The organism is Ruegeria sp. YTSA219, assembly GCF_059609985.1.
In genome coordinates, this window is the sequence record NZ_JBXWMT010000015.1 from 1 (window position 1) to 22,197 (window position 22,197).

Genomic DNA, 22,197 nt, shown 5'->3' on the forward strand with positions numbered 1-22,197 from the left:
CGGTGATGAGATCGTTCGTCGAATAGTCTCAGACCTAACCGTCGAAACAAAAAAGCCCGCCCCAAACGGGGGCGGGCCTTTTCTGTTTGGAATGCATCTTTATTTCTGGGACTGACTGCGCCTGCGCGCGGTCATTGCCCGGCCGTCACGGATACTCATACCCATCAATGTCAGATTGGTGGCACCAGCGACCAATTCGATGACCTGAACAAGGTAGAAGCTGGTGTCGAAGGCCCCGGCTCCGGCCTTTGCTTTCAGGTAGAGTGCTGCGGGTACCAGAATAAGCAGGCCGTTGGCTGCGATGATCGGCATTCTTTTCTTTTTGGCCAATGCCGAAGCATCTTTGCGCCGGCTTCCCATCGACATTCCTGTGGCGCCGACAATTACCATGGCCGGGACCAGCAAGAACAGGCCATAGACGATCATGGTTTTTACTGATGCCACGGTCGCGTGGGAAGCGAAGATCTCGCTGTACAAAGTAGATGTCCAGAATGTCAGGATTGTTAGAAATCCGATAACTCCAGCGATGGGGTGGATTGTTCTGATCATGGGTCGCCTCCACTTTTTGCCTTAGGCAACACAGTGGTTGTCGACCGTCAGCTTGCGCAGAAGATGTGGTCGCGTCACTGCGCTGTCCGGGTAGTCGGCGATACGGCTTTGGAATTCAGGATTGGTAAAGGCCTGACGGAAACTCTTCACATCTTGCCAGACAGCATAGTTCACGAAGGTCGCGCTGTTGGCGATGCCTTTGTGCAGTTGCGTCGAGATGTATCCCGGTTGCGATTTCATGAAATCCGCGTCGTGGGACCAGGCGGTCAGCAGGGCGTCTTCGTCCTTGGCGTCAACCGTGAACAGGTTGATCAGAACGACGGGGCCTTCCTCGGTTTCCATCTGGTCAGCCAGGGTTGCGATTTCGTCCAGTTCTACGATGCGTGCCATTCTTTGATCCTCTTTCAGAAAATAACATAGCAAGCTATATAATATTGCATAGCATGCTATGCAAGTGTATTTATCCGACATGGATTTCACGAAAGAAGACTCTGCCGGATATCTGGTCAATCACATGGCGCGCTTGTTTGCCCGGGACCTGCAGCAGCGTATCTCTCCTTTGGGGATCGTCGTTGGGCAATTCCCCATTTTGCTGGAGCTTTGGCAAAAGGACGGCGTGTCGCAAAAAGAGCTGCTTGGCAAAATCGACGTCGAGCAGGCGACGTTGGCCAACACGCTCAACCGGATGGAGCGGGACAGTTTGGTCAAGAGAACCAAAAACCCAACCGATGCCAGAGCTCAGCTGATCTGGTTGACCGAAAAGGCGTCAGGGATACGCGCGGAGGCATATGAGGCCGCCCAGACCGTAAACGCGCAGGCGCTTGCGGGGCTGAGCGCCGAGGAACAACGTCAGTTTCTGGACCTCATGCACAGGGTGATTTCGGGCATGCGCCAGGAATAATGAGTTACAGCGCGGAATTCGCAGCGGCCCGCACGGCGCGGATGTTGTCGCCATAGACCCCGGGCTGATCTACCGATCCACCTTTGAACACAGCTGAGCCGGCAACCAGAACGTCGGCGCCTGCGGCCGCGACCAGCGGGGCGGTGTTTGGATCAACGCCGCCATCAATCTCAATATGGACGGGACGGTCGCCAATCATCTGGCGCAGGCGGCGGATTTTGCTGGTCATGTCGATGAACTTCTGGCCGCCAAAGCCGGGGTTTACGGTCATAACGCAGATGAGATCGGTCAGATCCAACAGGTGCTCCACCGCTTTGGCCGGAGTGCCCGGGTTCAGCGCGATACCGGCCTTCATTCCTGCAGCGCGGATGGCCTGCAAGGTGCGGTGCGAATGCGGCCCTGCCTCGATATGGGCGGTCAGGACATCGGCCCCAGCATCCGCATAGGCCTGAATGTAGGGATCGACTGGGGTGATCATCAGATGCACGTCCATCACCGTTTTGACATGCGGACGAAAGGCTTTGACGGCGGGTGGACCAAAGGTCAGGTTGGGGACAAAATGGCCATCCATCACGTCAATATGCACCCAGTCGGCGCCCTGAGCCTCAATGGCCTGAATCTCGGCGCCGAAATTGGCAAAATCGGCGGACAGGATCGATGGGGCGATCTTGATGCTGCGGTCAAAGCTCATGGTTGCCTCGTGTCATCTGAACAGTTGAGGATGCGTATAGCGTTGAGGTCAGTTGATGGATAGCCCCCGCGACAATCGCGCCGTAACAAAACTTTCACCTTACTGACACACAGCCGTTGAACAGTGCCTGTAGCTCACCGCCAAGACGAATTGGGGGTGGCCTGTGCTGCGTATCGACAAACTGACCAAACGCTTCGGCGAAAACATAGCCGTGGATGCGGCGACTTTGGATGTAGACAAGCCGTGCATGATCGGCATCATCGGGCGATCCGGCGCCGGGAAATCCACCCTTTTGCGGATGGTCAATCGCCTGACCGATTCCAGCGAAGGCAAGATCCTGTTCGAAGGCCGCGATGTCACCCAGTTGAAGGGGCGAGAGAAGCGGGCGTGGCAGGCCGAATGCGCCATGATCTTTCAGCAGTTCAATCTGGTGCCGCGCATGGATGTGGTGTCGAACGTGCTGCATGGCACACTGAACCGCCAATCGACACTGGCCACCATGTTCAACCTGTTCCCGATGGAGGACATCCACCGCGCCATCGACATTCTGGATCGTCTGGGCATCGCCGAACATGCGCCGAAACGGGCCGAGGCGCTGTCGGGTGGACAGCAGCAGCGTGTCGCCATCGCGCGGGCTTTGATGCAGGACCCCAAAATCATTCTAGCGGATGAGCCGATCGCATCGCTGGACCCGATGAATGCCCAGGTGGTGATGCAGGCCCTGCGCCGCATCCACGAAGAGGATGGCCGCACGGTCATCGCCAACCTGCACACGCTGGATACCGCGCGCCGCTATTGCGACCGCGTTGTCGGCATGCGCGACGGCCGCATCGTCTTTGACGGGTTGCCCGAACAACTGACCACCGGCGTCGCCCGCGAGATCTATGGGGCCGATGCGAGTTTCTCGGAAGAGGCGACCTCGACCGAGATCGAAACGCTCGACGCCACCCAGAAGGCCCTGATGGAAGCCGAAGCCACCATCTGAGCCACCCCAACCACCTTTCATCGCCCGACCCGATGAGAGGTCGGGGACATCAACCTGGAGAGAGACAGATGAAAAACCTAATTGCTGCCCTTGTTGCGACCACTGCCATGGCCGCGCCCGCTATGGCGCAGGAAATCAGCGAATTCCGAATTGGTATTCTGGGCGGCGAAAACGCTCAGGACCGGATGAGCAAAAACGAATGCCTGCGCGAATACACCGAAGAGCTGTTGGGCGTTCCGACCAAGCTGTTCGCCCCTGCCGATTATAACGGTGTGATTCAGGGCCTGCTGGGTGGCACGATTGACGTCGCTTGGTTGGGTGCGTCGGGTTACGCCAAAACCTATCTGAGCGATCCCGAAGCGGTTGAGCCGGTTCTGGTCAAGGTCAACAGTGATGGCGGCTATGGCTACTACTCGGTAGGCTTTGCGCGCAAAGATAGCGGCATCGCCTCGCTGGAAGACATGAAGGGTAAGGCCTTTGGTTTTGGTGATCCGAACTCGACCTCAGGATACCTGATCCCTTCGATCGAGATTCCACAGGCCACCGGCGCCACCATGGACTCGGGCGATTACTTCGGTGAGGTCAAGTTCACCGGCGGTCACGAACAGACTATCGTTGCGGTAAACAACGGTGACGTTGACGGCGGCGTGACCTGGGCCGACGGCCTGGGTGATTGGGAAGATGGCTATCAGTCGGGCGCGCTGCGCCGCGCTGTTGATGCCGGTCTGGTCGACATGAACGATCTGGTCGAGATCTGGAAATCGGCGCCGATCCCGGAAGGCCCGGTCGTTCTGCGCAAGGCCTTGCCCGAAGATGTCAAAGTTCAGGTCACTGAACTGTGGAACACGCTGGATGAAAAAGACCGCGAGTGTTTCTACGGCGTGGCAGCAGGCAAAGCCAAGAGCTTTGATCCCATCACGCATGAGGCCTACGAGGTCATCATTGAAGCCCGCAAGCTGAAATCCAACTAAGCCTGCAACTCACATGATCGGGGTCCGGTGTTATACCGGACCCCGTTTTCTCAGGAGCATTCTATGACAGACCTGACCGCAGGGTCCCACAGTGTCGATCAGATCCGCGACGAATACTCAGAAATGACCCGGCGAAAACGGGCCTATGGTGGCATTCTCCTGATCCTGTTTGTGGCTTTGATGGCCGCAGGGTTCCGAACTGCGGATGATCGAAACGCAGGCAGTTTCGTTGACGGTTGGCGCAGGGTTTTCGACTATCCGGCCGAGGTTCTCTCGGAAGCGTGGGAAAAGATCGGCGCGATGCCGGAGAATCTGATCCGGTTCTTTCCGGCCCTGATTGAGACGATCAATATCGCGGCAGCATCAACCCTGATCGGTACGATTGCGGGCACATTTCTAGCCCTGATGTCGACACGGGGCATGGCGCAAAGGCCATCTCTGATCCCTTTGTTTCGGCGGATTTCCGATATCTGCAGGGCCATCCCTGAAATCGTTATCGCGCTGGTTTTGATCTTTATTCTCGGCGGCGGTCCGGTTCCGGCCATGATTGCGATTGCCATCCATACCGCCGGCGCGTTGGGCAAGCTGTTCTCGGAAGTGAACGAGAACGCTTCGCTGAAGCCGGTTGAGGGGCTGCATTCGGTGGGCGCGAACTGGTCGCAACGGATGTATTTGGGCGTGATCCCACAGGTCGGACCGAACTATGTCAGCTATGCCTTGCTGCGGTTCGAGATCAACATCCGTGCCTCGGCCATCCTCGGTTTCGTCGGTGCTGGCGGTCTGGGCTATGAGCTGCGCAACGCGATGTCATGGGGGCAGGGGCGCTACGACGAGGCCGCGGCCATCTTCCTTCTGCTTTTTGTCACAATCATGGTCGTGGATCAGCTGTCCGGCTATCTGCGGGATCGCCTGACCCACGGGTCTGAAAAAGGAGCTTCGGCATGACGACCTTTGCCACTGATCTGTCGACAGATGACCTCAAGGCCGAGGCCGGTCGTCTGTTCAACCGCAAACGGATCGTGAATTTCGGGTTGCCCGGCCTTGTCGCTTTTTACCTGATTTACGTGTTCTTTGCCTTTGACGTGCCTGGTATTGCCGGGCGTGCAAATTGGGAAAACGGCAAGACGCTTGTTGCCGACAGTTACAGCTACAAAACCCATGTCACGCGGGATAACCGCAATGGTGATGTGTCCGTTGCGGTCGAAGGGGACCGCAAAGGCACCTATCCTGACGGGACAGCACCCGACTGGGTGGCGTTGGGCGAAACCACGATCATTGACCTGGAGGATGGTCACTTGGTGCGATTCGGCCCCGAGACAATCGAATACGATATCCCTGGCTATGGCGTCGTGCGCGCTACGCCCAGCCGGGCCTCTGGGGTGCAAGCAGAGTTACCGGCGGGCGATGTTCCAGACTGGATCAATGTCTCGAAAAATCGGCTGGCGATCACCACCGATGCCGGGCGTCTGACCGTGACCCGCAACCGGTCCGAAGTGTTTCGCTATTTCCCAGGGTGGGAGCTGTTTTGGTTCACCCTCGACAGCCCGTATTATGGCAAATCTTTCCCCGAGTTGGTCAGCCGCGCCACCGCCGGTGAGGCCGGTGCTATTTTCAACGATTTCTGGACCAACAAGATCTGGCGGCATCAGGATGTGGCCTGGGCCATCTTTGAGACGATCCTGATGGCGTTTCTGGGCACCATGGGGGCAGGGATTATCGCCTTGCCACTGGCGTTCCTGGCGACGCGGAACTTTAACCCCTTGCGGTCGGTGCGCTTTGCCACACGGCGGGTGTTCGACTTTGTACGCGGTGTGGACGCCTTGATCTGGACCGTTGTTCTGGCACGGGCCTTCGGCCCAGGGCCGTTGACCGGAGCGCTGGCAATTCTGGTGACCGATACCGGGACATTCGGCAAGATATTCTCAGAAGCGCTAGAGAATGTGGATGAGAAGCAGATCGAGGGCGTGCAGTCGACCGGTGCGAATGCGCCGCAGCGCTATCGCTTTGGCGTGATCCCACAGATCACTCCCGTGCTGTTGAGCCAGCTTTTGTACTTTCTCGAATCCAACACCCGCAGCGCGACCATAATTGGCGCGATTACTGGCGGCGGCATTGGTCTGTTGCTGACGCAGGCGATCATCACTCAGAAAGATTGGGAAGAGGTCGCCTATTACATCGTTCTGATCATTCTCATGGTGATGTTGATGGATTGGTTCTCGGGCTGGTTACGGCGTCGTTTGATCCAGGGCGACGGCGGCAAGAAGAGCAAGCCGAGCAACGCGAAAACCAAAGATTTTATTCTGCCGTGAGCGCAGCTTGAAAGGTCAGGACTATGGCACGATTGCGCGCGGATGAACCGTTCATCCATCCCGATTGCCAGATTACCAACAGCAGCTTTGGTGCATTTGTCGAGATTGGCACCGGCAGCCGGATCGCCAACGCGGTCTGGGGCGACTATTCCTATTGCGACCGGACCTGCGACATCGCTAATGCAAGGATCGGTAAGTTTTCGAACATTGCCAGCTTTACCCGGATCGGCGCTACGGATCACCCGTTGCAAAAGGCCTCGCTGCATCATTTTAGCTATCGGTCGGCTGACTATTGGGACGATGCCGAGGATGATGCGGAGTGGTTTGTCCATCGCGCAAGCCGGATCGCATTTATCGGGCATGACACATGGATCGGTCACGGGGCGATCATCAAGCCCGAGGTGACAATCGGTAATGGTGCGGTCATCGCATCCGGGGCGCTGGTGACCAAAGACGTGCCGCCCTACATGATCGTTGCTGGGGTGGCGGCCCAACCACTCCGCCCCAGGTTCCCACAAGCGGTTGCGGATCGGATGGAGCAGTTGGCCTGGTGGGACTGGGACAACAGCCGCTTGCGTGACGCATTGCCGGATTTTCGCAAACTAGAGGCTGAGGCGTTTTTGGAGAAATACGAATAGCTGGCCCTGTGACCCCAGGTGCTCCGCGCTCGCAGAAGCATCGGTTTCGCCGATCCCCCTTTGCGGCCTTGGGCCGGGCGCCGCGCTTTGCGCGGCGCTACGCCCAACGGGATGAGACCTCCGATAGGAGGTTGAAGACGGGCGGGAGACCTACGGGATCAATCCTCGTTCAGGGTCAGCGTGACTCGCTCTCCGGCAAAGGTTGTTCTTCCATACTCGACAGGATTGCCATCGGGGTCTGCATTGATGCCGATCGAAAACAAGACTGGTGCGCCCTCGGGCAGGTGCAAGTGCAGAGCTTGAGTTGCCGTGGCCGCGCGCGCGGTCAGGCGGGTTGAGATGCGCGTGTAATCTGGCACATCGCATCTTTGCAGGGCTTTGGTGACGGATTGGGTTTCGGTTAGAATCTGCAGAATGTCAGGAAATCGCTTGGCCGGAAAAACGCTTTGAAACAGGCCGATGGGTTGCCCGTCGGCCAGAGACAGACCGTCATAGACATGCACCGTGTCGCCGGTTTCAAGCCCCAATGCATCGGCCTCGGCTTCATCCGCGGCCCGTGTGGTCAGGGCGAGGATCTTCTTGCCGGGCATCTTGCCGCTGGCCGAGATGCTCTTGTGGTATCGCACCCGCTTACCAATCGGATACTCGGTTGGTCGGGTGGCGACGAATACACCGGCCCCGCGCCTAGAATGGACCAGCCCCTGGTCGGCCATGTCAGACAGCGCCCGGCGAACCGTGTGGCGGTTAACGCCATGCGTTGCGGCCAGTTGCGCTTCGGTCGGCAACCGGTCACCGGTTTGATATCGCCCTTCGGCAATGTCCGACGTCAGGCTTAGGGCGATGCTTTTCCAGATCGGCGTTTTGTTCATGTCACCAAAAATTCACACAGTTGCGATTGCGAGTCGCCGGGCGGCGGTCTATGATTTGTATAGTTGTATAGGATAAGTAGACAACCCCGCCAAGAGGCTTTGATGACACAACAGACAGATTCCGCGACCGAGGCGCGTAAGACCTGGATGGGCCTGCTGGCCCGCGCGCCAGATGAAGCCACGTTGGCGCTGTGGGAGGGTCTCACGGACCGTCCCGGCTTTGAATGGCTGCGCAGCCCCGAAGTGGGCGGCGTGATGGTGCGCGGACGTACCGGCGCCACCGGGGCGCCGTTCAACCTGGGTGAAATGACGGTCACGCGCTGCTCGGTGGTCTTGCAGGATGGCACGGTCGGACATGGCTATGTTCAGGGCCGGTCAAAGCCCAAGGCCGAAGCTGCAGCTGTGATTGATGCGATGATGCAGACTGCGGCAGCAGACCATGTGCGGGAAAACCTGCTCGGTCCGCTGGAACAGAAAATGCAGGCGGTCAAAATCGCGCGGGCGGCAAAGGCGGCGGCAACCAAAGTAGAATTCTTCACGCTGGTTCGGGGAGAAGATTGATGACTGCGCAAACTCAATTCTCGGGCGGGTTCCAGAACATACCGGTTGATTCCGCACATGCTTTTCGCGCGGCGATGACGGTGATGGCACGCCCAGGCGAAATCCGCAGCCTGTCAGGGGCCGTGCCCCCAGCGCCTTTGTCGGTAGCAGCGGGCACCTTGTTGCTGACTTTATGCGACCCGGAAACCAAGGTACATCTGGCGGGTGAGCTCGACACCGGCGCTCTGCGCGAATGGCTGACCTTCCACACCGGCGCGCCGCTGGTTCCTGCTGCCGAGGCAGATTTCGCCGTCGGCACTTGGGGCGAAATTGGTGGGATGGATCGCTATCGTATCGGAACTGCTGAGTATCCGGATCGGTCAACCACTCTGATTGTTGAGCGTGACAGCCTGGATCAGTCCGGTGCCATTTTGCACGGTCCCGGTATCAAGCAGAGCGCAGGCTTGAACCTACCCGATATCCCTGCATTGCAACGTAATGCGGCTCTTTTCCCTTTGGGATGTGACTTCTTCTTTACCTGCGGTGACAAGGTCGCGGCCCTGCCGCGTAGTACCCAGATCAGCGCGGAGGGTTAAGCGATGTATGTTGCCGTCAAAGGAGGCGAAAAGGCGATTGAGAATGCCCATGCCTGGTTGGCCGAAGAGCGCCGAGGCGCCCCGGATGTGGCCGAGCTTAGCCTGGTCCAGATCCGGGAGCAGCTGAGCCTGGCGGTGAACCGGGTGATGGCAGAAGGATCGCTGTATGATCCGGACCTTGCCGCACTGGCGATCAAACAGGCGCGTGGCGATCTGATCGAAGCGATCTTTCTGATCCGCGCCTATCGCACGACATTGCCGCGTTTTGGTTATTCCGAACCGGTTGAAACGGGCAATATGGCCTGTGACCGTCGGATATCGGCGACGTTCAAGGATGCGCCGGGCGGGCAGGTGCTGGGCCCGACATTCGACTACACCCACCGCCTGCTAGATTTCAAACTGGCTGCGGATGGCGAAACTCTACCCGCGCCCAAAGGTACGGCGCGACACGAGCCGACCCCGCATATCACCAAATTCCTCAAGAGTGAGGATATCATTCAGGACGAGCCGGTCAGTGATGCTACGCCCGGCGACTTGACCCGCGAGCCGCTGGAGTTTCCGGCGAGCCGTCCGCTGCGGTTGCAATCGCTGGCGCGCGGGGATGAAGGGTTTGTGTTGGGCATGGCCTATTCGACTCAGCGCGGCTATGCCCGCAACCACGCCTTTGTTGGCGAGCTGCGGATCGGCAAGGTCGCGGTCGAAATGGACATTCCCGAACTGGGCTTTGCCATCGAGATCGGCGAAGTCGAGTTGACCGAATGTGAGACGGTGAACCAGTTCCAAGGCTCAAAGACTGAGCCGCCACAGTTTACACGCGGCTATGGGCTCGTCTTTGGCCAGTCTGAACGCAAATCCATCGCCATGGCTCTGGTCGACCGGGCGCTGCGGTGGGAGGAGCTGGGCGAGGACAATCTGGGCGCACCTGCACAGGACGAGGAATTTGTCCTGAGCCACTCAGACAATATTCAGGCAACGGGTTTCCTCGAACATATCAAGCTGCCGCATTACGTGGATTTTCAATCCGAACTGGAACTGGTGCGCAAGCTGCGACGCGAGGCCGAGGAACGGACTGCATCGAGGGAGGCTGCGGAATGAGCTCTGAACGCTTTGCCCTACAGGCTCGTCCTACGGTTCAAAAACCAGTCGCTGCCCTGATTGGGCGATTTCCTGCCGAAAGCTTCGCGCGAATTCACGATTTCAAGCGATTCCCATTCGCACAAAAGGTCGCGGGCCATGGCCCCGAGGCGCCACTTTGCGCGAAAATTGCGCCAGATAAAATAGAGCATAATCGCCAAAAAGAGCGAACAAATACCAAGTACGTCCATAAAAACACCAGAAACAAAATAGTTACATCAAATGACTGAATATAACTTCGCATATCTGGACGAACAAACCAAGCGGATGATCCGTCGGGCGATCCTCAAGGGGTTGGCTATTCCCGGATATCAGGTGCCATTTGCCAGCCGAGAGATGCCGATGCCTTATGGCTGGGGTACCGGAGGCGTGCAGGTATCTGCCGCAACTTTGACCCCGGACGATACGTTCAAGGTGATTGATCAGGGCGCGGATGATACGACCAATGCCGTGTCTATCCGTAAGTTTTTCGAGAATACGGCGGGCGTCGCCACCACCGAGGAAACCGAGAAGGCGACGGTCATCCAGACCCGCCACCGCATCCCCGAGGCGAAGCTGCGCGCGGATCAGATTCTTGTCTATCAAGTGCCGATCCCGGAACCGCTGCGGTTTCTGGAACCGCGCGAGACCGAGACACGCAAGATGCACAGCCTCGAAGAATACGGGTTGATGCACGTGAAACTGTACGAAGACATCAGCCAGCATGGTGCGATCTCAACCGCTTATGCTTATCCTGTGATGGTCTCGGACCGTTATGTGATGGACCCGTCCCCCATCCCGAAATTCGACAACCCAAAGCTTGAGATGGACGCGATCCAGCTGTTTGGCGCGGGCCGCGAGCAACGTATCTACGCGGTGCCACCGCATACCAAGGTCGTCAGCCTCGATTTCCAGGACTACCCGTTCGAGGCCACCAAGGCCGACCATCCCTGTGATCTGTGCGGGGCCGAGGACAGCTATCTGGATGAAGTCATCATGGATGATGCAGGCACCCGCATGTTTGTTTGCTCGGACACTGATTATTGCCGGTCGCGCCGCGAGGCGGGCCATGTGGGCCGTTTGGCCAGAGAGGATGCCGCATGAAACGAGAAGATGTGCTTGGAATTGACCACCTTGGCCTTACGGTTTCGGACCTCGACGCCACGCGGACGTTCTTTGTCGATGCGCTGGGTTGGGAGGTCTTCGGCAGCAATCCGGATTATCCGGCGGTTTATGTGACCAATGGCGCGGCGAAGCTGACGCTTTGGCAGCAAAAAGGCAAGGGGCTACAGGGGTTTGACCGGCACAAGAACGTCGGGTTGCATCATGTTGCCTTGAAAGTTCCCGATGAAGAAGCGCTGACTGCGGTTTTCGATGCGGTCAAAGACTGGCCTGCCGTCGTTGTCGAGTTTGCACCTGAACCCTCGGGTTCAGGTCCGAAACTCCATTTCATGATCCGAGAGCCGGGCGGCAATCGGATCGAGTTTTCATATGACCCAAGGTGAATGAAATGACACCGCTGCTGAGTGTACAGGATATCAGAAAATCCTACGGGGCCCGTATCGGCTGTACCGATGTGAGTTTTGATCTCTATCCCGGCGAGGTGATGGGGATCGTGGGTGAGAGTGGTTCGGGCAAGTCAACCCTGCTGAACTGTCTGGCGGGTCATCTGGTGCCGGATGCGGGGCAGGTGATCTTTGACACTCGTGCAGACGGTCCGGTGGATACCGTGACCATGTCGGAACCTGAACGCCGGATGCTGAGCCGCACCGATTGGGCATTCGTGCACCAACATGCGCGCGATGGCTTGCGTATGTCTGTCAGTGCGGGCGGAAATATCGGCGAACGACTGATGGCCGTAGGTGACCGCCACTATGGCGATATCCGCGACAAGGCGATCGACTGGCTGGGTCGGGTTGAGATCGAAGCGGAGCGGGTTGATGATCGTCCGTCCGCGTTTTCCGGTGGCATGCAGCAGCGCCTGCAGATCGCGCGGAATCTTGTGACCGGCCCCAGGCTGGTCTTCATGGATGAACCGACTGGTGGTCTGGACGTCTCGGTACAGGCTCGCCTGTTGGACCTGTTGCGCGGGTTGGTTCGGGAAATGGGGCTGAGCGCCATCATTGTCACCCATGATCTTGCCGTTGTCCGTCTGCTGGCGGATCGGCTGATGGTGATGAAAGCCGGTCATGTGGTCGAGGCCGGATTGACTGATCAGGTTCTGGACGATCCGCAGCATGCCTATACGCAACTGCTGGTGTCCAGCGTGTTGCAGGTATGAGGGCCGGGACAATGATTGAACTGAACAATGTCAGCAAAAGCTTTACCCTGCACAATCAGGGGAGCGCGGTGATCCCGGTCATGCAGGGCGCTACGCTCAGGGTTGAACCGGGTGAGTGTGTGGCGCTGACCGGCGCGTCGGGGGCAGGTAAATCCACCTTGATGCGGGTGATCTATGGCAACTATCTGGCTGCCTCGGGTCAGGTTCTGGTCGGTGGTTTAGACGTCGCCAAGGCTGAACCGCGCGAGATCTTGACCCTGCGGCGCGAAACGCTGGGCTATGTCAGCCAGTTCCTGCGTGTTGTGCCCAGAGTGCCTACGCTTGAGGTCGTGGCCGAGCCGCTTCTTGCCGTTGGTTGCGATAAACAGAAGGCACTGGACAAGGCCGCGGGTTTGCTCGAGCGTCTGAATATTCCTGAACGGCTCTGGCCCCTTAGTCCGACGACCTTTTCGGGCGGCGAACAGCAGCGCGTGAACATCGCGCGCGGCTTTGCCCATGAATACCCGGCCATGCTGCTGGATGAACCCACAGCCAGTCTGGATGCGCAGAATCGTGAAACCGTCCTGTCCCTGATCCTTGAGGCGAAAGAGCGCGGAGCGGCGATTATCGGTATCTTCCATGATGTTGACGCGCGGAAGCAGGTTTGCGATCGCGAGATCAACGTTTCGCAATTCACGCCGGGAATTGCGGCATGACGCTTGCCCCGGTCATAGCGGTTGTCGGTCCGTCAGGTGTCGGCAAAGACAGTGTGATTGAGGCGTTAGAAGCCCGCGCAAAAGGTATCCAGCGGCTGCGCCGTGTCGTCACCCGCCCCGAAGGCGAAGCGGGGGAAGATTTCAAACGGGTCACCGATGACGCGTTTCGACAGATGGAAGATGAAGGCGCATTCGCGCTCAGCTGGCATGCACATGGGTTGCTCTATGGTGTGCCGAAAGAGATCGCGCAGCAACGTCAGGTGGCGGAGGCAGTTCTGGTCAACCTGTCGCGCGCTGTGTTGTTGCAGGCGCAAGAGATCTTTGGCGATCTGATTGTTGTCTCGTTGACGGCAGACGCGAGCGTTCTAGAGCAACGCTTGTCATTGCGCGGGCGCGAAAGTGACAGCGAACAGGCGCGTCGGTTGGGCCAGGCCAAGACCCCTTTGCCTAAGGGGCTGGTCCGGGTGATCGAGGTCGACAATTCTGGTGCTCTGCAGGATACGGTGGCCAAAATTTTGTCCCGCCTTCAGTTGGAAAGCGCATAGCGATGGATCAGGTGAAACCGTCCATCCTCGGCCTCGCCCATCAGGGCCAGATCCGCAATTCGAAAGGGTTTTGGCAAAAGCGGCCCCAGATGGTTTTCCAGGGTGCGCTGGACCGAAGCAAGCACGGGCTTGTCCAACCTGCCGCTCAGGGTGATGTGAAACCGAAACGCGTTCAGCACATAAGGGTATCCCCATTTGACCAGGTTGGCGTCCTGATCCGGTGTCAGTCTGGAGGCGCGGCGACGGTCAAGTTCAGCCGCCGACGGTGGGGACCGGAACATATCAAGCTCTTGAACACAGGCGGCGGCCAACGTGTTCAGCGCGGCTGTGTCGCCAAGTGGTCGCAGGGCCAGAAACCGGCCAAGGCGGGCAATCTCAAGACCTTCCATCATGATTGCGCATTGGCTGGCAGCAAGGGTGGCGCAGGCCTCTTGCAACGCTGTGACGGATTGCCCCTCGCGCAGGCGGAACGGGGGTTTCATGGTCGCGTGCAGCCCGTATTTTCGCGGTACCTCCGTAACCGCTGCAACATCCACACCATCCAGCCCAGGATGGGCGAACTCGGTGCCAGCCTCCATGTCCCAGCCCAGCCAACGGGTTGCGAATTGCGTCCACTCCGCCGTGGCGGGTGGCGCAAAATAGATCGCGTATCGCGTGAATGTCACATTGGCCTCCTATTGCGTGGCCTTCCAATACCTCAAACTGTGTGAAGTTCAGATGACAGAAGAATTGATCCTTGCCAATGCCACGCTGATCCTGCCCGACGAAACCATTAACGGCAGCGTCCGGGTTCAGGGCGACAGCATCACCGAGATCGATACAGGCGCGGCGGTTCCAAGCGGTGCAATCGATTGTGAGGGTGACTATGTCAGCCCCGGTCTGGTCGAGCTGCACACAGACAATCTGGAACGTCATATCCAGCCCCGCCCCAAGGTCGACTGGCCCCATGCGGCGGCAATTCTTGCCCATGACGCCGAACTGGCCAGCACGGGCATCACAACCGTGTTCGATGCGATGCGCGTCGGGTCGATCCCGACTGGTCCGCGCTACAACAAATACGCACGTGGCCTGTCCCGCGAGCTGTGGCAGTTACGAGAGCAAGACGCCTTAAAAATCAGCCATTTCTTGCATTTGCGGGCCGAGTTGTGTTCAGAAACGCTGGTCGAAGAACTGGATGAATTCGGCCTCGAGGACCGTGTCGGGCTGGTGTCACTGATGGACCACACGCCCGGTCAGCGTCAATTCCGTGATATCTCAAAGCTCGAAAGTTATCTGAAAGGAAAGCTGGGGTTGGAGGGCAAGGAATTCCAGCAGCATGTCGCGGACCTCAAGGCGATGCGGGACAGGAACGGCGAAAAGCACGAGGTGGAAGCCGTAAAGGCGGCCAAACGTTTTGGGGCCATGCTGGCCAGCCATGACGACACCACCCGGGAACAGGTACATGTATCAGCGGGCCACGGTATCCGGCTGGCCGAATTCCCCACTACCGTCGAAGCGGCGCGGGCTTGCCATGATCACGGGATCAAGGTGATGATGGGGGCGCCAAATGTAATCCGGGGCGGGTCACATTCGGGGAATGTGGCCGCCAAAGAACTGGCCGATCTGGGACATCTGGATATTCTGTCTTCGGACTATGTGCCGGCCGCGCTGTTGCTGTCGGCGGCACGGCTGGGCGAGATGTGGGACAACATGGCCCGTGGACTGCGGACCGTTACGATGTCCCCGGCGCAGGTGGTCGGGCTGGAAGACCGTGGCGAGCTGCGCGCAGGCGCGCGCGCCGACGTCATTCGGTTCCGGATGCGTGAAGGGGCGCCTGCCCTGAACGGAGTGTGGTCGCGAGGGCGACGTGTGGCCTGATCAGGCCCTGTAGAAAAGGTATCGGTCGGGTGCGATGGTCTCCGGTCCGGTGATCTGTTCAAACCCAACCAGTGGTTGGCCGGATATCAGCAGCCCACCGGGCAGCATGACCTGAGAGATCAACGGGCTGAGCATCGCCGCCTCAGCCACATCATCCTGCTTGATACCGCGCCCGAAATCGTAATGTGCCAATGCTATTTTCGGGCCACCGGCTGCTAGTTTCTTTAACATAGGACCCGCTTCGCCCTGCAGAAAATCCTCTGCCGGAGGGGTGCTGGACGGGTGGCACTGTAAAATCCGGTCCATGACCCAGATGCGCCGGTCTGGTAGAATTTCACGTAGGTGATCATAGGTGCGGCCATTCCCCAAACCCATGTCCAGTATATCGCCGCTCGTATCTGTAATCTGATCGACCGCCCAGTTCAGCCCGTCGCGTTGGGCCGTCAGGCGGCGCAGCATTGAATCCAATCGGCTCATTCGGGTCTCCGTGATTTATCGTTTTTTGGGGCGGTCCAGACGGTCGCCGGACCATCCAGAAACCGCGTCAGAATGTCTCGCGTAAAGGACCAGATATCTTCATCATGCACCAGGTGATGCGTCAGGATCCCAAACGGCTCGGTATTGTCCGCAGGCCCTTCGCGCCGGTTCCGAAGCAGATCAGCAGTCTGCGCGATCAGCTTGTCCCGAGGGACCAACCCCCGTGACCCGCGCCAGTCGATCGGGTCCAGATGCGTGTTGATCTGCATCAGGCCAGGTGCCGCCATCTTTTCCTTTCGGGGCGTCGCAGTGGACAGGATTTGATATCCTAGGCCCGGCAATTCCTGAACCATCTCTGACGCGATCCGGTTCCAGGGTGGCACAAACATAGGGCACAGCTTGTCTGGGAACAGGCTCTGTAACCGGGTCAGCCCGGCCCGCGCATCGCTGCGGATGTCCTGAAAGGGGCGATGCAGTCGAAACTCTGATTTCTTCTCGTTTGTCGAAGCGTGGTTTTGATGGGCCCAGCCATGGACCACCGGTATCAATGCGGACGAGCCTTCGACATGGGTAACCAGATCTTCATCTGCGTCACGCGGAATAATCGCCAGATGTACCGGCAGTTCCAGTGATGCGGACAGCGCCTCTAGACGTTCCAACTGTGGCGTGACACAGACCGCGTCATCATCCCTCCACCACAGCGGCAGAGACAGCCCGTCCCGCCGCCACATATCAAGCTCGGTCATCAGGGGGTGCCAATCACCGGTCATGAGCGTGATCCAACAGTGATCTTACAATCTCAACAGACTTTTCTGCCCCGTTGAAACCTTGGCTGGTGCTTGGTCGTTTGGGGGCAGCTAGGATGGCCTCGACAGCCTGCGCCAGTGTTTCTCCGGTCAATTGGTCACTCGGCAATACGTCGATCGCGCTGAGCTTCGACAGGCTTTGGCTGCGCAAAGTCTGTTCGACTTCGCTTCCGTCGTCGAAGGGGATAAAGACCGAGGGTGTGCCAGACTGCAAGATGTCCAACGCAGTGTTGTAACCGCACATGCTGACCGACGCGGCGGCCAAGGGCAGCATTTGGCGAAAGTCCGGGCGCACCGGTTCTAACGTCACAGGAGCGTCGCCAGCCAGTTTTGTCAGGTGTTTTATACGTGCCGAGGCGTCCTGTCCGCCCACCAACAGGCGCCAGTGCATGTTGGGCATCTTTCGTGCGGCCTCGATGGCCGCCTGAAAGATCGGCTCGCCCACCGACCCACCGCCAGCGCTTACCAGAATCTCACCTTTACCAATCCCGTCGGGATGCGGGGTCGGTGCCGTAGGGGCCACGAACCCGGTATAGAACAGGCGATGCGCCAGACGTTCCGAGACTGGCCAGCTTACACTCAGCGGGATCATGCTTGGGTCTGAATGGACAAGGACACCGTCAAAGAGGTCAAGAATGATTTCCTCGGTGCGCTGGGCTTTGGCAGGTTTGGACGGGGGCGCCAGTATGTCCCTGACTGATCCCAAAATAACCGGACGGCGACCCTGTGCGTGGGCAGCATCCAACAGGGCGTCAAACTCATCCGCCAGGGATCTGCGACCAAAGGGGTACAGCTCGGTGATCAGCGCATCCGGGGCAAAGCTCCGCAGCGCCTCTGTCAGGGCAACCTTGCGAGCGTCGAAATAGGCAGGATGCGCGGCCTCATCCGTTTGCGTCAGCAATCGCGTGAAATTGGTGCCGTCCGAGCGCAATGGCGGCAGCCCTAGCAAGTCGATCCCGGTATGGTCCAGCTGCGGCGCGGGCATTCCGCCTGAGACGAGCAATACCTTGTGACCCTCAGCGGCAAAGGCCCGGCCCAATGTAAGCGCGCGGCTGAGATGTCCGGTGCCCAGCAGATGGGTCACAACGATCATCACCCTCATATGCGGGTCTCCTGCCGGATCAAACGGATAGGGTCAGTTTCGGGGCGCATGGACTCCATGTCCACGATATAGAGGCGGTTGCGCTTGATCTTAAAGGGGGCGGGGCCGTCAAAATCCCATCCCCAGGCGCGGGCCAGAATGACCCGCATGATACCAATATGGCAAACGGCTACGGTATTTTCGCCAAGACTGGCAAGCCAAGGTTCCAGCCGCTGCCAGATTTCGGCGGGGCTTTCGCCTCCGGGGGGTAGGAAATCCCAACCCCAATCCTCGATATGGCGATAACCGCTTGCGGGATCGGCAATGAGATCGGTGCCGTGCTGCCCCTCCCAAGCGCCCCAGTTCATTTCCATGAGGGCCTCGGACTTCAACGGTTCGCGCCCTGAAACCAGTTGTGCCGTCTGGGCCGCACGCGCCAAGGGACTGGACCAGACCATAGCCTGATCCCAAGGGGAGGGCAGGGAATAGCATGCCAGTTCTGTCCGAGCCTGTTCATCCAATGGAATATCGCTGCGCCCCTGAATGCGCCCGGCGCGGTTCCACGCCGTATGCCCGTGGCGCAATAGGGCGAGCTTGCTCATGTGGATGCCTCCAGCAAAGGATCAACAGCCGTCCAGAACCGATCAGTTGCATCGGGCATCAGGTGGCGCGCGGCTATATATGCGGCCGATTGGCTGCCTTGAGAAGACCGCAGTGCCGGATTGTCCAGAAGAGTGCGCAGCCTTGCGGCCAGCCCCTTGGCCCCTTCAGCAACCGAAGGATAGTCGGACGGCATCAGCACATCCCGAACGCCCGGCCTGTCCTGTGCAACAACGGGGATGCCATGGGCCTGAGCCTCTAGATAGATCATGCCATAAGCCTCATTCACGCCGGGCCAGACCATCAGGGATGCGGTAGCATAAGCCTTGCGCAGCGCGTCGCGATCAAGCTGCCCCAGAAACCGGACTTTCGTGCCAAACTTTGCCATCAGCGCTTCGATTTCGGCGCGGGCGGGACCATCGCCAGCAATAGACAGGGACCAATCGCCCTGCAGGTGGCGCAGTGCCTGTTCCAGCACCCGGTAAGAGGCCTGCTTGTCGCCGTGTCGCATCATGCCCACGGCCAGCATCGGGCCATCGCAGCTAGAGGCCTGCGGCAGCGAGGAGGCGGGAAGAAACGGCGGAAGCTCGACAAGCGCCTGATTTCCGAACTGCTCGCGTTCCAGCGTGATGAGGTCATTGGCGGTGTGATAAAAGATCACCCGGGCCGCGTCGCAGGCCTGATGGGCCGCTTGGGCAAACCCTGACCATGGCCCCTGAAGGCGGCTGTAGGCACGGGTGCTTTCAAGCTGAACATAGGGTATGTTTCGCGCCGTACTTACACGGGGTCCAATCAGATCAGGGGCCTTGTAATAATTGTGATAGGTCACCCATAGTGCAGTGTCAGCAGGCAGGTCGCAGGTCAGGCGCAGCACCTCGGCATCAGCCTCATGGCGCAGTTTGGCCTGGACCTCTTTGTCGCCGTGCTTGTCGAATACGCGCAGGTCCGAGGCCAGATCCACCGCATCCCCTCGGGCTTGGATTGCCAGAAGAAGATTTCGGGCCATTTCCCGGTCCCCCGACGGCACCGGGCTGTTGGGGGATTTCATCGGGGCGTAGAAGGCGATGCGCGGCATCAGCTCTTATGCGCGCCCAGCGCGCTTAACCTGGCAGACAAAAGCGCTATGCCCGGGTCCATGCGGAAGTCGGCGATCAGACGATCATAGGCAGCACCCGCCATTGCTGCAGCCTGCGCGGGGTTGGCCGCCAGCTGTGCAATCGCATTTGCCAGCGCGTCCGGATCGTCATCCGTCAGGACGCCATGCGTGCCTGTCTCGATAAACTCAGGAATCGCAGAAACGGGGGTCGACAGGATCGGCAGATACTGCGAGGCGGCTTCCATCAACACATTGGGCAAGCCATCCCGGTCCCCATCTGTGGCAATCCGGCTGGGCAGAACAAACAGGTCTGCTGTGCGCATCGCGGCGATGACCTCAGGTTGGTCACAGGCCCCTTTCCAGGTGATGCGCCCGGACAACCCGGCCGATGCGGCCCGGTTCTGCAAAGTATCACTCAGGCTTCCTCCGCCGATATGCGTCCAGTGCCAGTCAAGATCGTCCGGCAGCATGGCGAATGCATCAATCAGGCGATCGAAGCCTTTCTTTTCGACCAACCTCCCAACGGACAGCATATGAAAAGGGCTGTCAGCGGGGCGTAAGCCGCGTTCCGGCGGGGCTGGAAAGCGGCCCAGGTCCAGCCCGTGATAGATCAGTTCAACCCGTGCCGGATCGTCGGCGAGGCTGCGCAGATGCTGGGCGCCGATCGCGGTGCAGGTTGCACCAAAAGCTGCTCCGTAAGTGTCGGAGTGCAACTTTTCCGATTTTTCCCAGTCCGGTGACGTCCAGATATCTTTTGCATGGGCTGAAAAGCTCCACGGAAGGCCGCGCATGATCGCGGCATAGCGCGCGACCGACGAGGGCGTATGCATGAAATGCGCATAGAGAACCTGTGTGCTGGCGGGCAATTCCGCAGCCAGAACGCAGGCCTGACCGAACCGACGGATGCGGTTGTGCGTGGGATCGCGGCGCAAATCAGCGCGCCAGACCTTATAGGCCGCGCCGTATCCCGGCAGACGCTGCGCTTGTTCGCGGGCAGCCCATATGCGCTGAGGTTCTTGATACAGATATTCCGGCAAGTACCGAACCTGGCCACGAAACCTGTCGTGCAGCGGATGCCGTTTCATATCGGTTGGATGACGCAGGGACCAGATGTCGAACTCATGGCCGGCCTCTTGCAGAGCAACAAGTTCCTGCGCGATGAACGTTTCGGACAGGCGCGGCCACCCTTTGACCAACACCGCCAGATTGGGCGCGCCTGCGGTCATCCGGTTGCCCGTTCCTGTTCCTGATTCAGCAATACCTCAATACGACCGGTGACATAGTCCAACCCGTCCAGCAGGCCCTGTTCAATGGCCTGAGACGGCAATGGCTGATGTGGTAGGTCGCGAATGGCACGGACCATGGAATCGGTTGTTAGCCCGTCACGGAACTCGTCCAACATCCGGATCAGTCCCAGATCCTCGGCGCGTGAGGCACGGATCCACTGTTCCATACGCGGACTGGTCCGTGGAACAATGACGGCGCGTTTGTCAAAGGACAGGACCTCGCAGAACGTATTATACCCACCCATACAGACGACGCCAGCCGCGCCGTGGAACAGCGTTTCGATCTGGGATTCAAAGCCGACGGCGGTCACACGCCCGTTCAAGGCAGCCACACGTGTTTCGAATTCGTCCCGCAGATCACCAGACAGGAACGGGCCATAGACCAGTACCGCGCGTGGTGACAGGTCGGGGTCCTTTTCGTAAGCCGAAAGAACCAGGTTCACCATCGCCTTGCCGTCCCCACCACCACCTGGGGTAATCAGGATATAGGGCTGCTCCGGTGGGGTACCGATTGGCCCCAGATCACGACGCAAATAGCCAGTCCAGTGAATGCGCGACTGGGCCGCGTGATTCAGAGGCAGCCCCTTGGTCGGATCATAGATCGAACGCAGCCCGTAAACCCAGATTTCATGATAGAATCTTTCGGTCGCTGCAGTTGCCTCTTTCCGTTCCCACTCTGCGGCCAGAACTTCGGGTTCATCCAGAACATCACGCAAACCCAGCACCAGTTTCGTGCGCTGCGAGAGCAAAAGGTTTTCGAGTGTTGGCAATAGCTCGCCGCGGAACCCGGTGGGTTCTTTGTCTACGATCAGAATGTCCGGGTCAAACTGCTGAACGGCGGTCTGAATCAACCCCGATCGCAACTCGGTCACCTCGTCGATCCCCATCCCGATTGTCTGAGACGCGTATGACCCGTCCGCCCGTTTGGTCACGCCAGGCAGACGCACGTGGTCGACCCTGCGCGGAAATGTGAACCGGCCAGCGACAGGCGATCCGGTCAGGATCAGGGATGATGCCGTTGGATCCGCCTGCGTAATTGCGGCGGCCAGTGCACGAGACCTGCGCAGATGGCCCAGCCCGAACGTGTCATGGCTGTAGAACAGGATCCGTGGCGCGCGGCCAGTAGTATCGTTTTGTCTTCCTAGGCTCATGCCTTCGCCTGTCTTAAGTGTCTTGGTGTCGGTCCGCGCATCGGCACCTGTTAGCTTATCGTCTTTCACCCGTCTTGCCAAAGGGCCTTGTGACCCGCCGACTGGAAGGGACTGCGTAAAACGTCAGCCATTCCTCTGGCAAGCCGCAAGGTGCCTTTTC

The 22,197-nt window shown here is 58.9% G+C and carries 28 protein-coding genes; 16 read left to right on the forward strand and 12 right to left on the reverse strand.

Going from position 1 to position 22,197, the window contains the following annotated elements:
* Positions 1–99: 99 nt before the first annotated feature.
* The gene (locus tag AC2FFB_RS16990) at positions 100–549 is read right to left on the reverse strand and encodes a hypothetical protein (RefSeq protein ID WP_142639317.1); all 450 of its coding nucleotides are present in this window, start codon (positions 547–549) and stop codon (positions 100–102) included.
* A gap of 21 nt (positions 550–570) precedes the next feature.
* On the reverse strand, positions 571–939 hold the full coding sequence (locus AC2FFB_RS16995) for an antibiotic biosynthesis monooxygenase family protein (protein WP_142639319.1): 369 nt from the start codon (positions 937–939) through the stop codon (positions 571–573).
* Positions 940–1,018: 79 nt separating this feature from the next.
* On the opposite strand from AC2FFB_RS16995, the gene AC2FFB_RS17000 reads away from it, so the two are divergent.
* Positions 1,019–1,450, forward strand: coding sequence for a MarR family winged helix-turn-helix transcriptional regulator (locus tag AC2FFB_RS17000; protein ID WP_142639321.1), 432 nt, complete (start codon positions 1,019–1,021; stop codon positions 1,448–1,450).
* A 4-nt stretch (positions 1,451–1,454) separates the two neighbouring features.
* On the opposite strand, the gene rpe is transcribed toward AC2FFB_RS17000, so the two are convergent.
* Positions 1,455–2,141 carry a ribulose-phosphate 3-epimerase gene (rpe, locus tag AC2FFB_RS17005; protein WP_496690390.1) on the reverse strand — a complete coding sequence of 229 codons (687 nt, stop codon included), beginning with the start codon at positions 2,139–2,141 and terminating at the stop codon, positions 1,455–1,457.
* A gap of 163 nt (positions 2,142–2,304) precedes the next feature.
* Here rpe and phnC point away from each other — a divergent pair, with 163 nt between their 5' ends.
* The 5 genes from phnC (at position 2,305) to AC2FFB_RS17030 (ending at position 7,044) form a co-directional block, all read left to right on the forward strand.
* Positions 2,305–3,126, forward strand: coding sequence for a phosphonate ABC transporter ATP-binding protein (gene phnC / locus AC2FFB_RS17010; RefSeq protein ID WP_142639325.1), 822 nt, complete (start codon positions 2,305–2,307; stop codon positions 3,124–3,126).
* 68 nt (positions 3,127–3,194) lie between these two features.
* Positions 3,195–4,097, forward strand: coding sequence for a phosphonate ABC transporter substrate-binding protein (phnD, locus tag AC2FFB_RS17015; protein ID WP_496875219.1), 903 nt, complete (start codon positions 3,195–3,197; stop codon positions 4,095–4,097).
* Between the two features lie 63 nt (positions 4,098–4,160).
* Positions 4,161–5,042 carry a phosphonate ABC transporter, permease protein PhnE gene (phnE, locus tag AC2FFB_RS17020; protein WP_496690388.1) on the forward strand — a complete coding sequence of 294 codons (882 nt, stop codon included), beginning with the start codon at positions 4,161–4,163 and terminating at the stop codon, positions 5,040–5,042.
* Positions 5,039–6,406, forward strand: coding sequence for a phosphonate ABC transporter, permease protein PhnE (phnE, locus tag AC2FFB_RS17025; RefSeq protein ID WP_496875220.1), 1,368 nt, complete (start codon positions 5,039–5,041; stop codon positions 6,404–6,406). Before phnE (AC2FFB_RS17020) ends, phnE (AC2FFB_RS17025) begins: the two co-directional genes overlap by 4 nt.
* A 23-nt stretch (positions 6,407–6,429) precedes the next feature.
* Complete coding sequence (locus AC2FFB_RS17030; protein ID WP_496690386.1) at positions 6,430–7,044, forward strand: LbetaH domain-containing protein; 615 nt, start codon at positions 6,430–6,432, stop codon at positions 7,042–7,044.
* A 158-nt stretch (positions 7,045–7,202) separates the two neighbouring features.
* Here AC2FFB_RS17030 and phnF read toward each other — a convergent pair whose 3' ends face one another.
* The gene (phnF, locus tag AC2FFB_RS17035; protein ID WP_281973432.1) at positions 7,203–7,913 is read right to left on the reverse strand and encodes a phosphonate metabolism transcriptional regulator PhnF; all 711 of its coding nucleotides are present in this window, start codon (positions 7,911–7,913) and stop codon (positions 7,203–7,205) included.
* Between the two features lie 102 nt (positions 7,914–8,015).
* On the opposite strand from phnF, the gene phnG reads away from it, so the two are divergent.
* The 9 genes from phnG to phnN are packed head-to-tail and all read left to right on the forward strand — an operon-like array spanning position 8,016 to position 13,683.
* Positions 8,016–8,474 carry a phosphonate C-P lyase system protein PhnG gene (phnG, locus tag AC2FFB_RS17040; protein ID WP_496875221.1) on the forward strand — a complete coding sequence of 153 codons (459 nt, stop codon included), beginning with the start codon at positions 8,016–8,018 and terminating at the stop codon, positions 8,472–8,474.
* On the forward strand, positions 8,474–9,049 hold the full coding sequence (phnH, locus tag AC2FFB_RS17045; protein WP_496714052.1) for a phosphonate C-P lyase system protein PhnH: 576 nt from the start codon (positions 8,474–8,476) through the stop codon (positions 9,047–9,049). Before phnG ends, phnH begins: the two co-directional genes overlap by 1 nt.
* A gap of 3 nt (positions 9,050–9,052) precedes the next feature.
* On the forward strand, positions 9,053–10,144 hold the full coding sequence (locus tag AC2FFB_RS17050; RefSeq protein ID WP_496714053.1) for a carbon-phosphorus lyase complex subunit: 1,092 nt from the start codon (positions 9,053–9,055) through the stop codon (positions 10,142–10,144).
* On the forward strand, positions 10,141–10,413 hold the full coding sequence (locus AC2FFB_RS17055; protein ID WP_496714054.1) for a hypothetical protein: 273 nt from the start codon (positions 10,141–10,143) through the stop codon (positions 10,411–10,413). The genes AC2FFB_RS17050 and AC2FFB_RS17055 overlap by 4 nt, the downstream gene beginning before the upstream one ends.
* Positions 10,406–11,266, forward strand: a complete 861-nt coding sequence (locus AC2FFB_RS17060) for an alpha-D-ribose 1-methylphosphonate 5-phosphate C-P-lyase PhnJ (protein WP_142639343.1) — start codon at positions 10,406–10,408, stop codon at positions 11,264–11,266. Before AC2FFB_RS17055 ends, AC2FFB_RS17060 begins: the two co-directional genes overlap by 8 nt.
* On the forward strand, positions 11,263–11,667 hold the full coding sequence (locus tag AC2FFB_RS17065; protein ID WP_271951521.1) for a VOC family protein: 405 nt from the start codon (positions 11,263–11,265) through the stop codon (positions 11,665–11,667). Before AC2FFB_RS17060 ends, AC2FFB_RS17065 begins: the two co-directional genes overlap by 4 nt.
* 5 nt (positions 11,668–11,672) lie before the next feature.
* Positions 11,673–12,443 carry a phosphonate C-P lyase system protein PhnK gene (gene phnK / locus AC2FFB_RS17070; protein WP_271951522.1) on the forward strand — a complete coding sequence of 257 codons (771 nt, stop codon included), beginning with the start codon at positions 11,673–11,675 and terminating at the stop codon, positions 12,441–12,443.
* Positions 12,444–12,454: 11 nt separating this feature from the next.
* Positions 12,455–13,138, forward strand: a complete 684-nt coding sequence (gene phnL, locus AC2FFB_RS17075) for a phosphonate C-P lyase system protein PhnL (RefSeq protein ID WP_496690384.1) — start codon at positions 12,455–12,457, stop codon at positions 13,136–13,138.
* A complete protein-coding gene (gene phnN / locus AC2FFB_RS17080) occupies positions 13,135–13,683 on the forward strand; it encodes a phosphonate metabolism protein/1,5-bisphosphokinase (PRPP-forming) PhnN (protein WP_496690383.1) in 549 nt (182 codons plus the stop codon). Before phnL ends, phnN begins: the two co-directional genes overlap by 4 nt.
* Here phnN and AC2FFB_RS17085 read toward each other — a convergent pair.
* Entirely contained in the window at positions 13,665–14,348 is a 684-nt protein-coding gene (locus tag AC2FFB_RS17085; RefSeq protein WP_496875222.1) for a DUF1045 domain-containing protein, read from the reverse strand. The genes phnN and AC2FFB_RS17085 overlap by 19 nt on opposite strands.
* 52 nt (positions 14,349–14,400) lie before the next feature.
* Between AC2FFB_RS17085 and AC2FFB_RS17090 the strand changes: the two genes are divergently transcribed.
* The gene (locus AC2FFB_RS17090; protein WP_496690381.1) at positions 14,401–15,540 is read left to right on the forward strand and encodes an alpha-D-ribose 1-methylphosphonate 5-triphosphate diphosphatase; all 1,140 of its coding nucleotides are present in this window, start codon (positions 14,401–14,403) and stop codon (positions 15,538–15,540) included.
* On the opposite strand, the gene AC2FFB_RS17095 is transcribed toward AC2FFB_RS17090, so the two are convergent.
* The 7 genes from AC2FFB_RS17095 to AC2FFB_RS17125 are packed head-to-tail and all read right to left on the reverse strand — an operon-like array spanning position 15,541 to position 22,037.
* Positions 15,541–16,017, reverse strand: a complete 477-nt coding sequence (locus AC2FFB_RS17095) for a class I SAM-dependent methyltransferase (RefSeq protein WP_496690380.1) — start codon at positions 16,015–16,017, stop codon at positions 15,541–15,543.
* Positions 16,014–16,787, reverse strand: a complete 774-nt coding sequence (locus AC2FFB_RS17100; RefSeq protein ID WP_282027595.1) for a polysaccharide deacetylase family protein — start codon at positions 16,785–16,787, stop codon at positions 16,014–16,016. The genes AC2FFB_RS17095 and AC2FFB_RS17100 overlap by 4 nt, the downstream gene beginning before the upstream one ends.
* Complete coding sequence (locus AC2FFB_RS17105; protein ID WP_282027596.1) at positions 16,777–17,925, reverse strand: glycosyltransferase family protein; 1,149 nt, start codon at positions 17,923–17,925, stop codon at positions 16,777–16,779. Before AC2FFB_RS17105 ends, AC2FFB_RS17100 begins: the two co-directional genes overlap by 11 nt.
* On the reverse strand, positions 17,922–18,506 hold the full coding sequence (locus AC2FFB_RS17110) for a histidine phosphatase family protein (protein WP_282027597.1): 585 nt from the start codon (positions 18,504–18,506) through the stop codon (positions 17,922–17,924). The genes AC2FFB_RS17105 and AC2FFB_RS17110 overlap by 4 nt, the downstream gene beginning before the upstream one ends.
* The gene (locus AC2FFB_RS17115; protein WP_282027598.1) at positions 18,503–19,579 is read right to left on the reverse strand and encodes a glycosyltransferase family 4 protein; all 1,077 of its coding nucleotides are present in this window, start codon (positions 19,577–19,579) and stop codon (positions 18,503–18,505) included. The genes AC2FFB_RS17110 and AC2FFB_RS17115 overlap by 4 nt, the downstream gene beginning before the upstream one ends.
* The gene (locus AC2FFB_RS17120) at positions 19,579–20,826 is read right to left on the reverse strand and encodes a glycosyltransferase (protein ID WP_496714061.1); all 1,248 of its coding nucleotides are present in this window, start codon (positions 20,824–20,826) and stop codon (positions 19,579–19,581) included. Before AC2FFB_RS17120 ends, AC2FFB_RS17115 begins: the two co-directional genes overlap by 1 nt.
* Positions 20,823–22,037, reverse strand: a complete 1,215-nt coding sequence (locus AC2FFB_RS17125) for a glycosyltransferase family protein (RefSeq protein WP_185956733.1) — start codon at positions 22,035–22,037, stop codon at positions 20,823–20,825. The genes AC2FFB_RS17120 and AC2FFB_RS17125 overlap by 4 nt, the downstream gene beginning before the upstream one ends.
* Between the last annotated feature and the right edge of the window lie 160 nt (positions 22,038–22,197).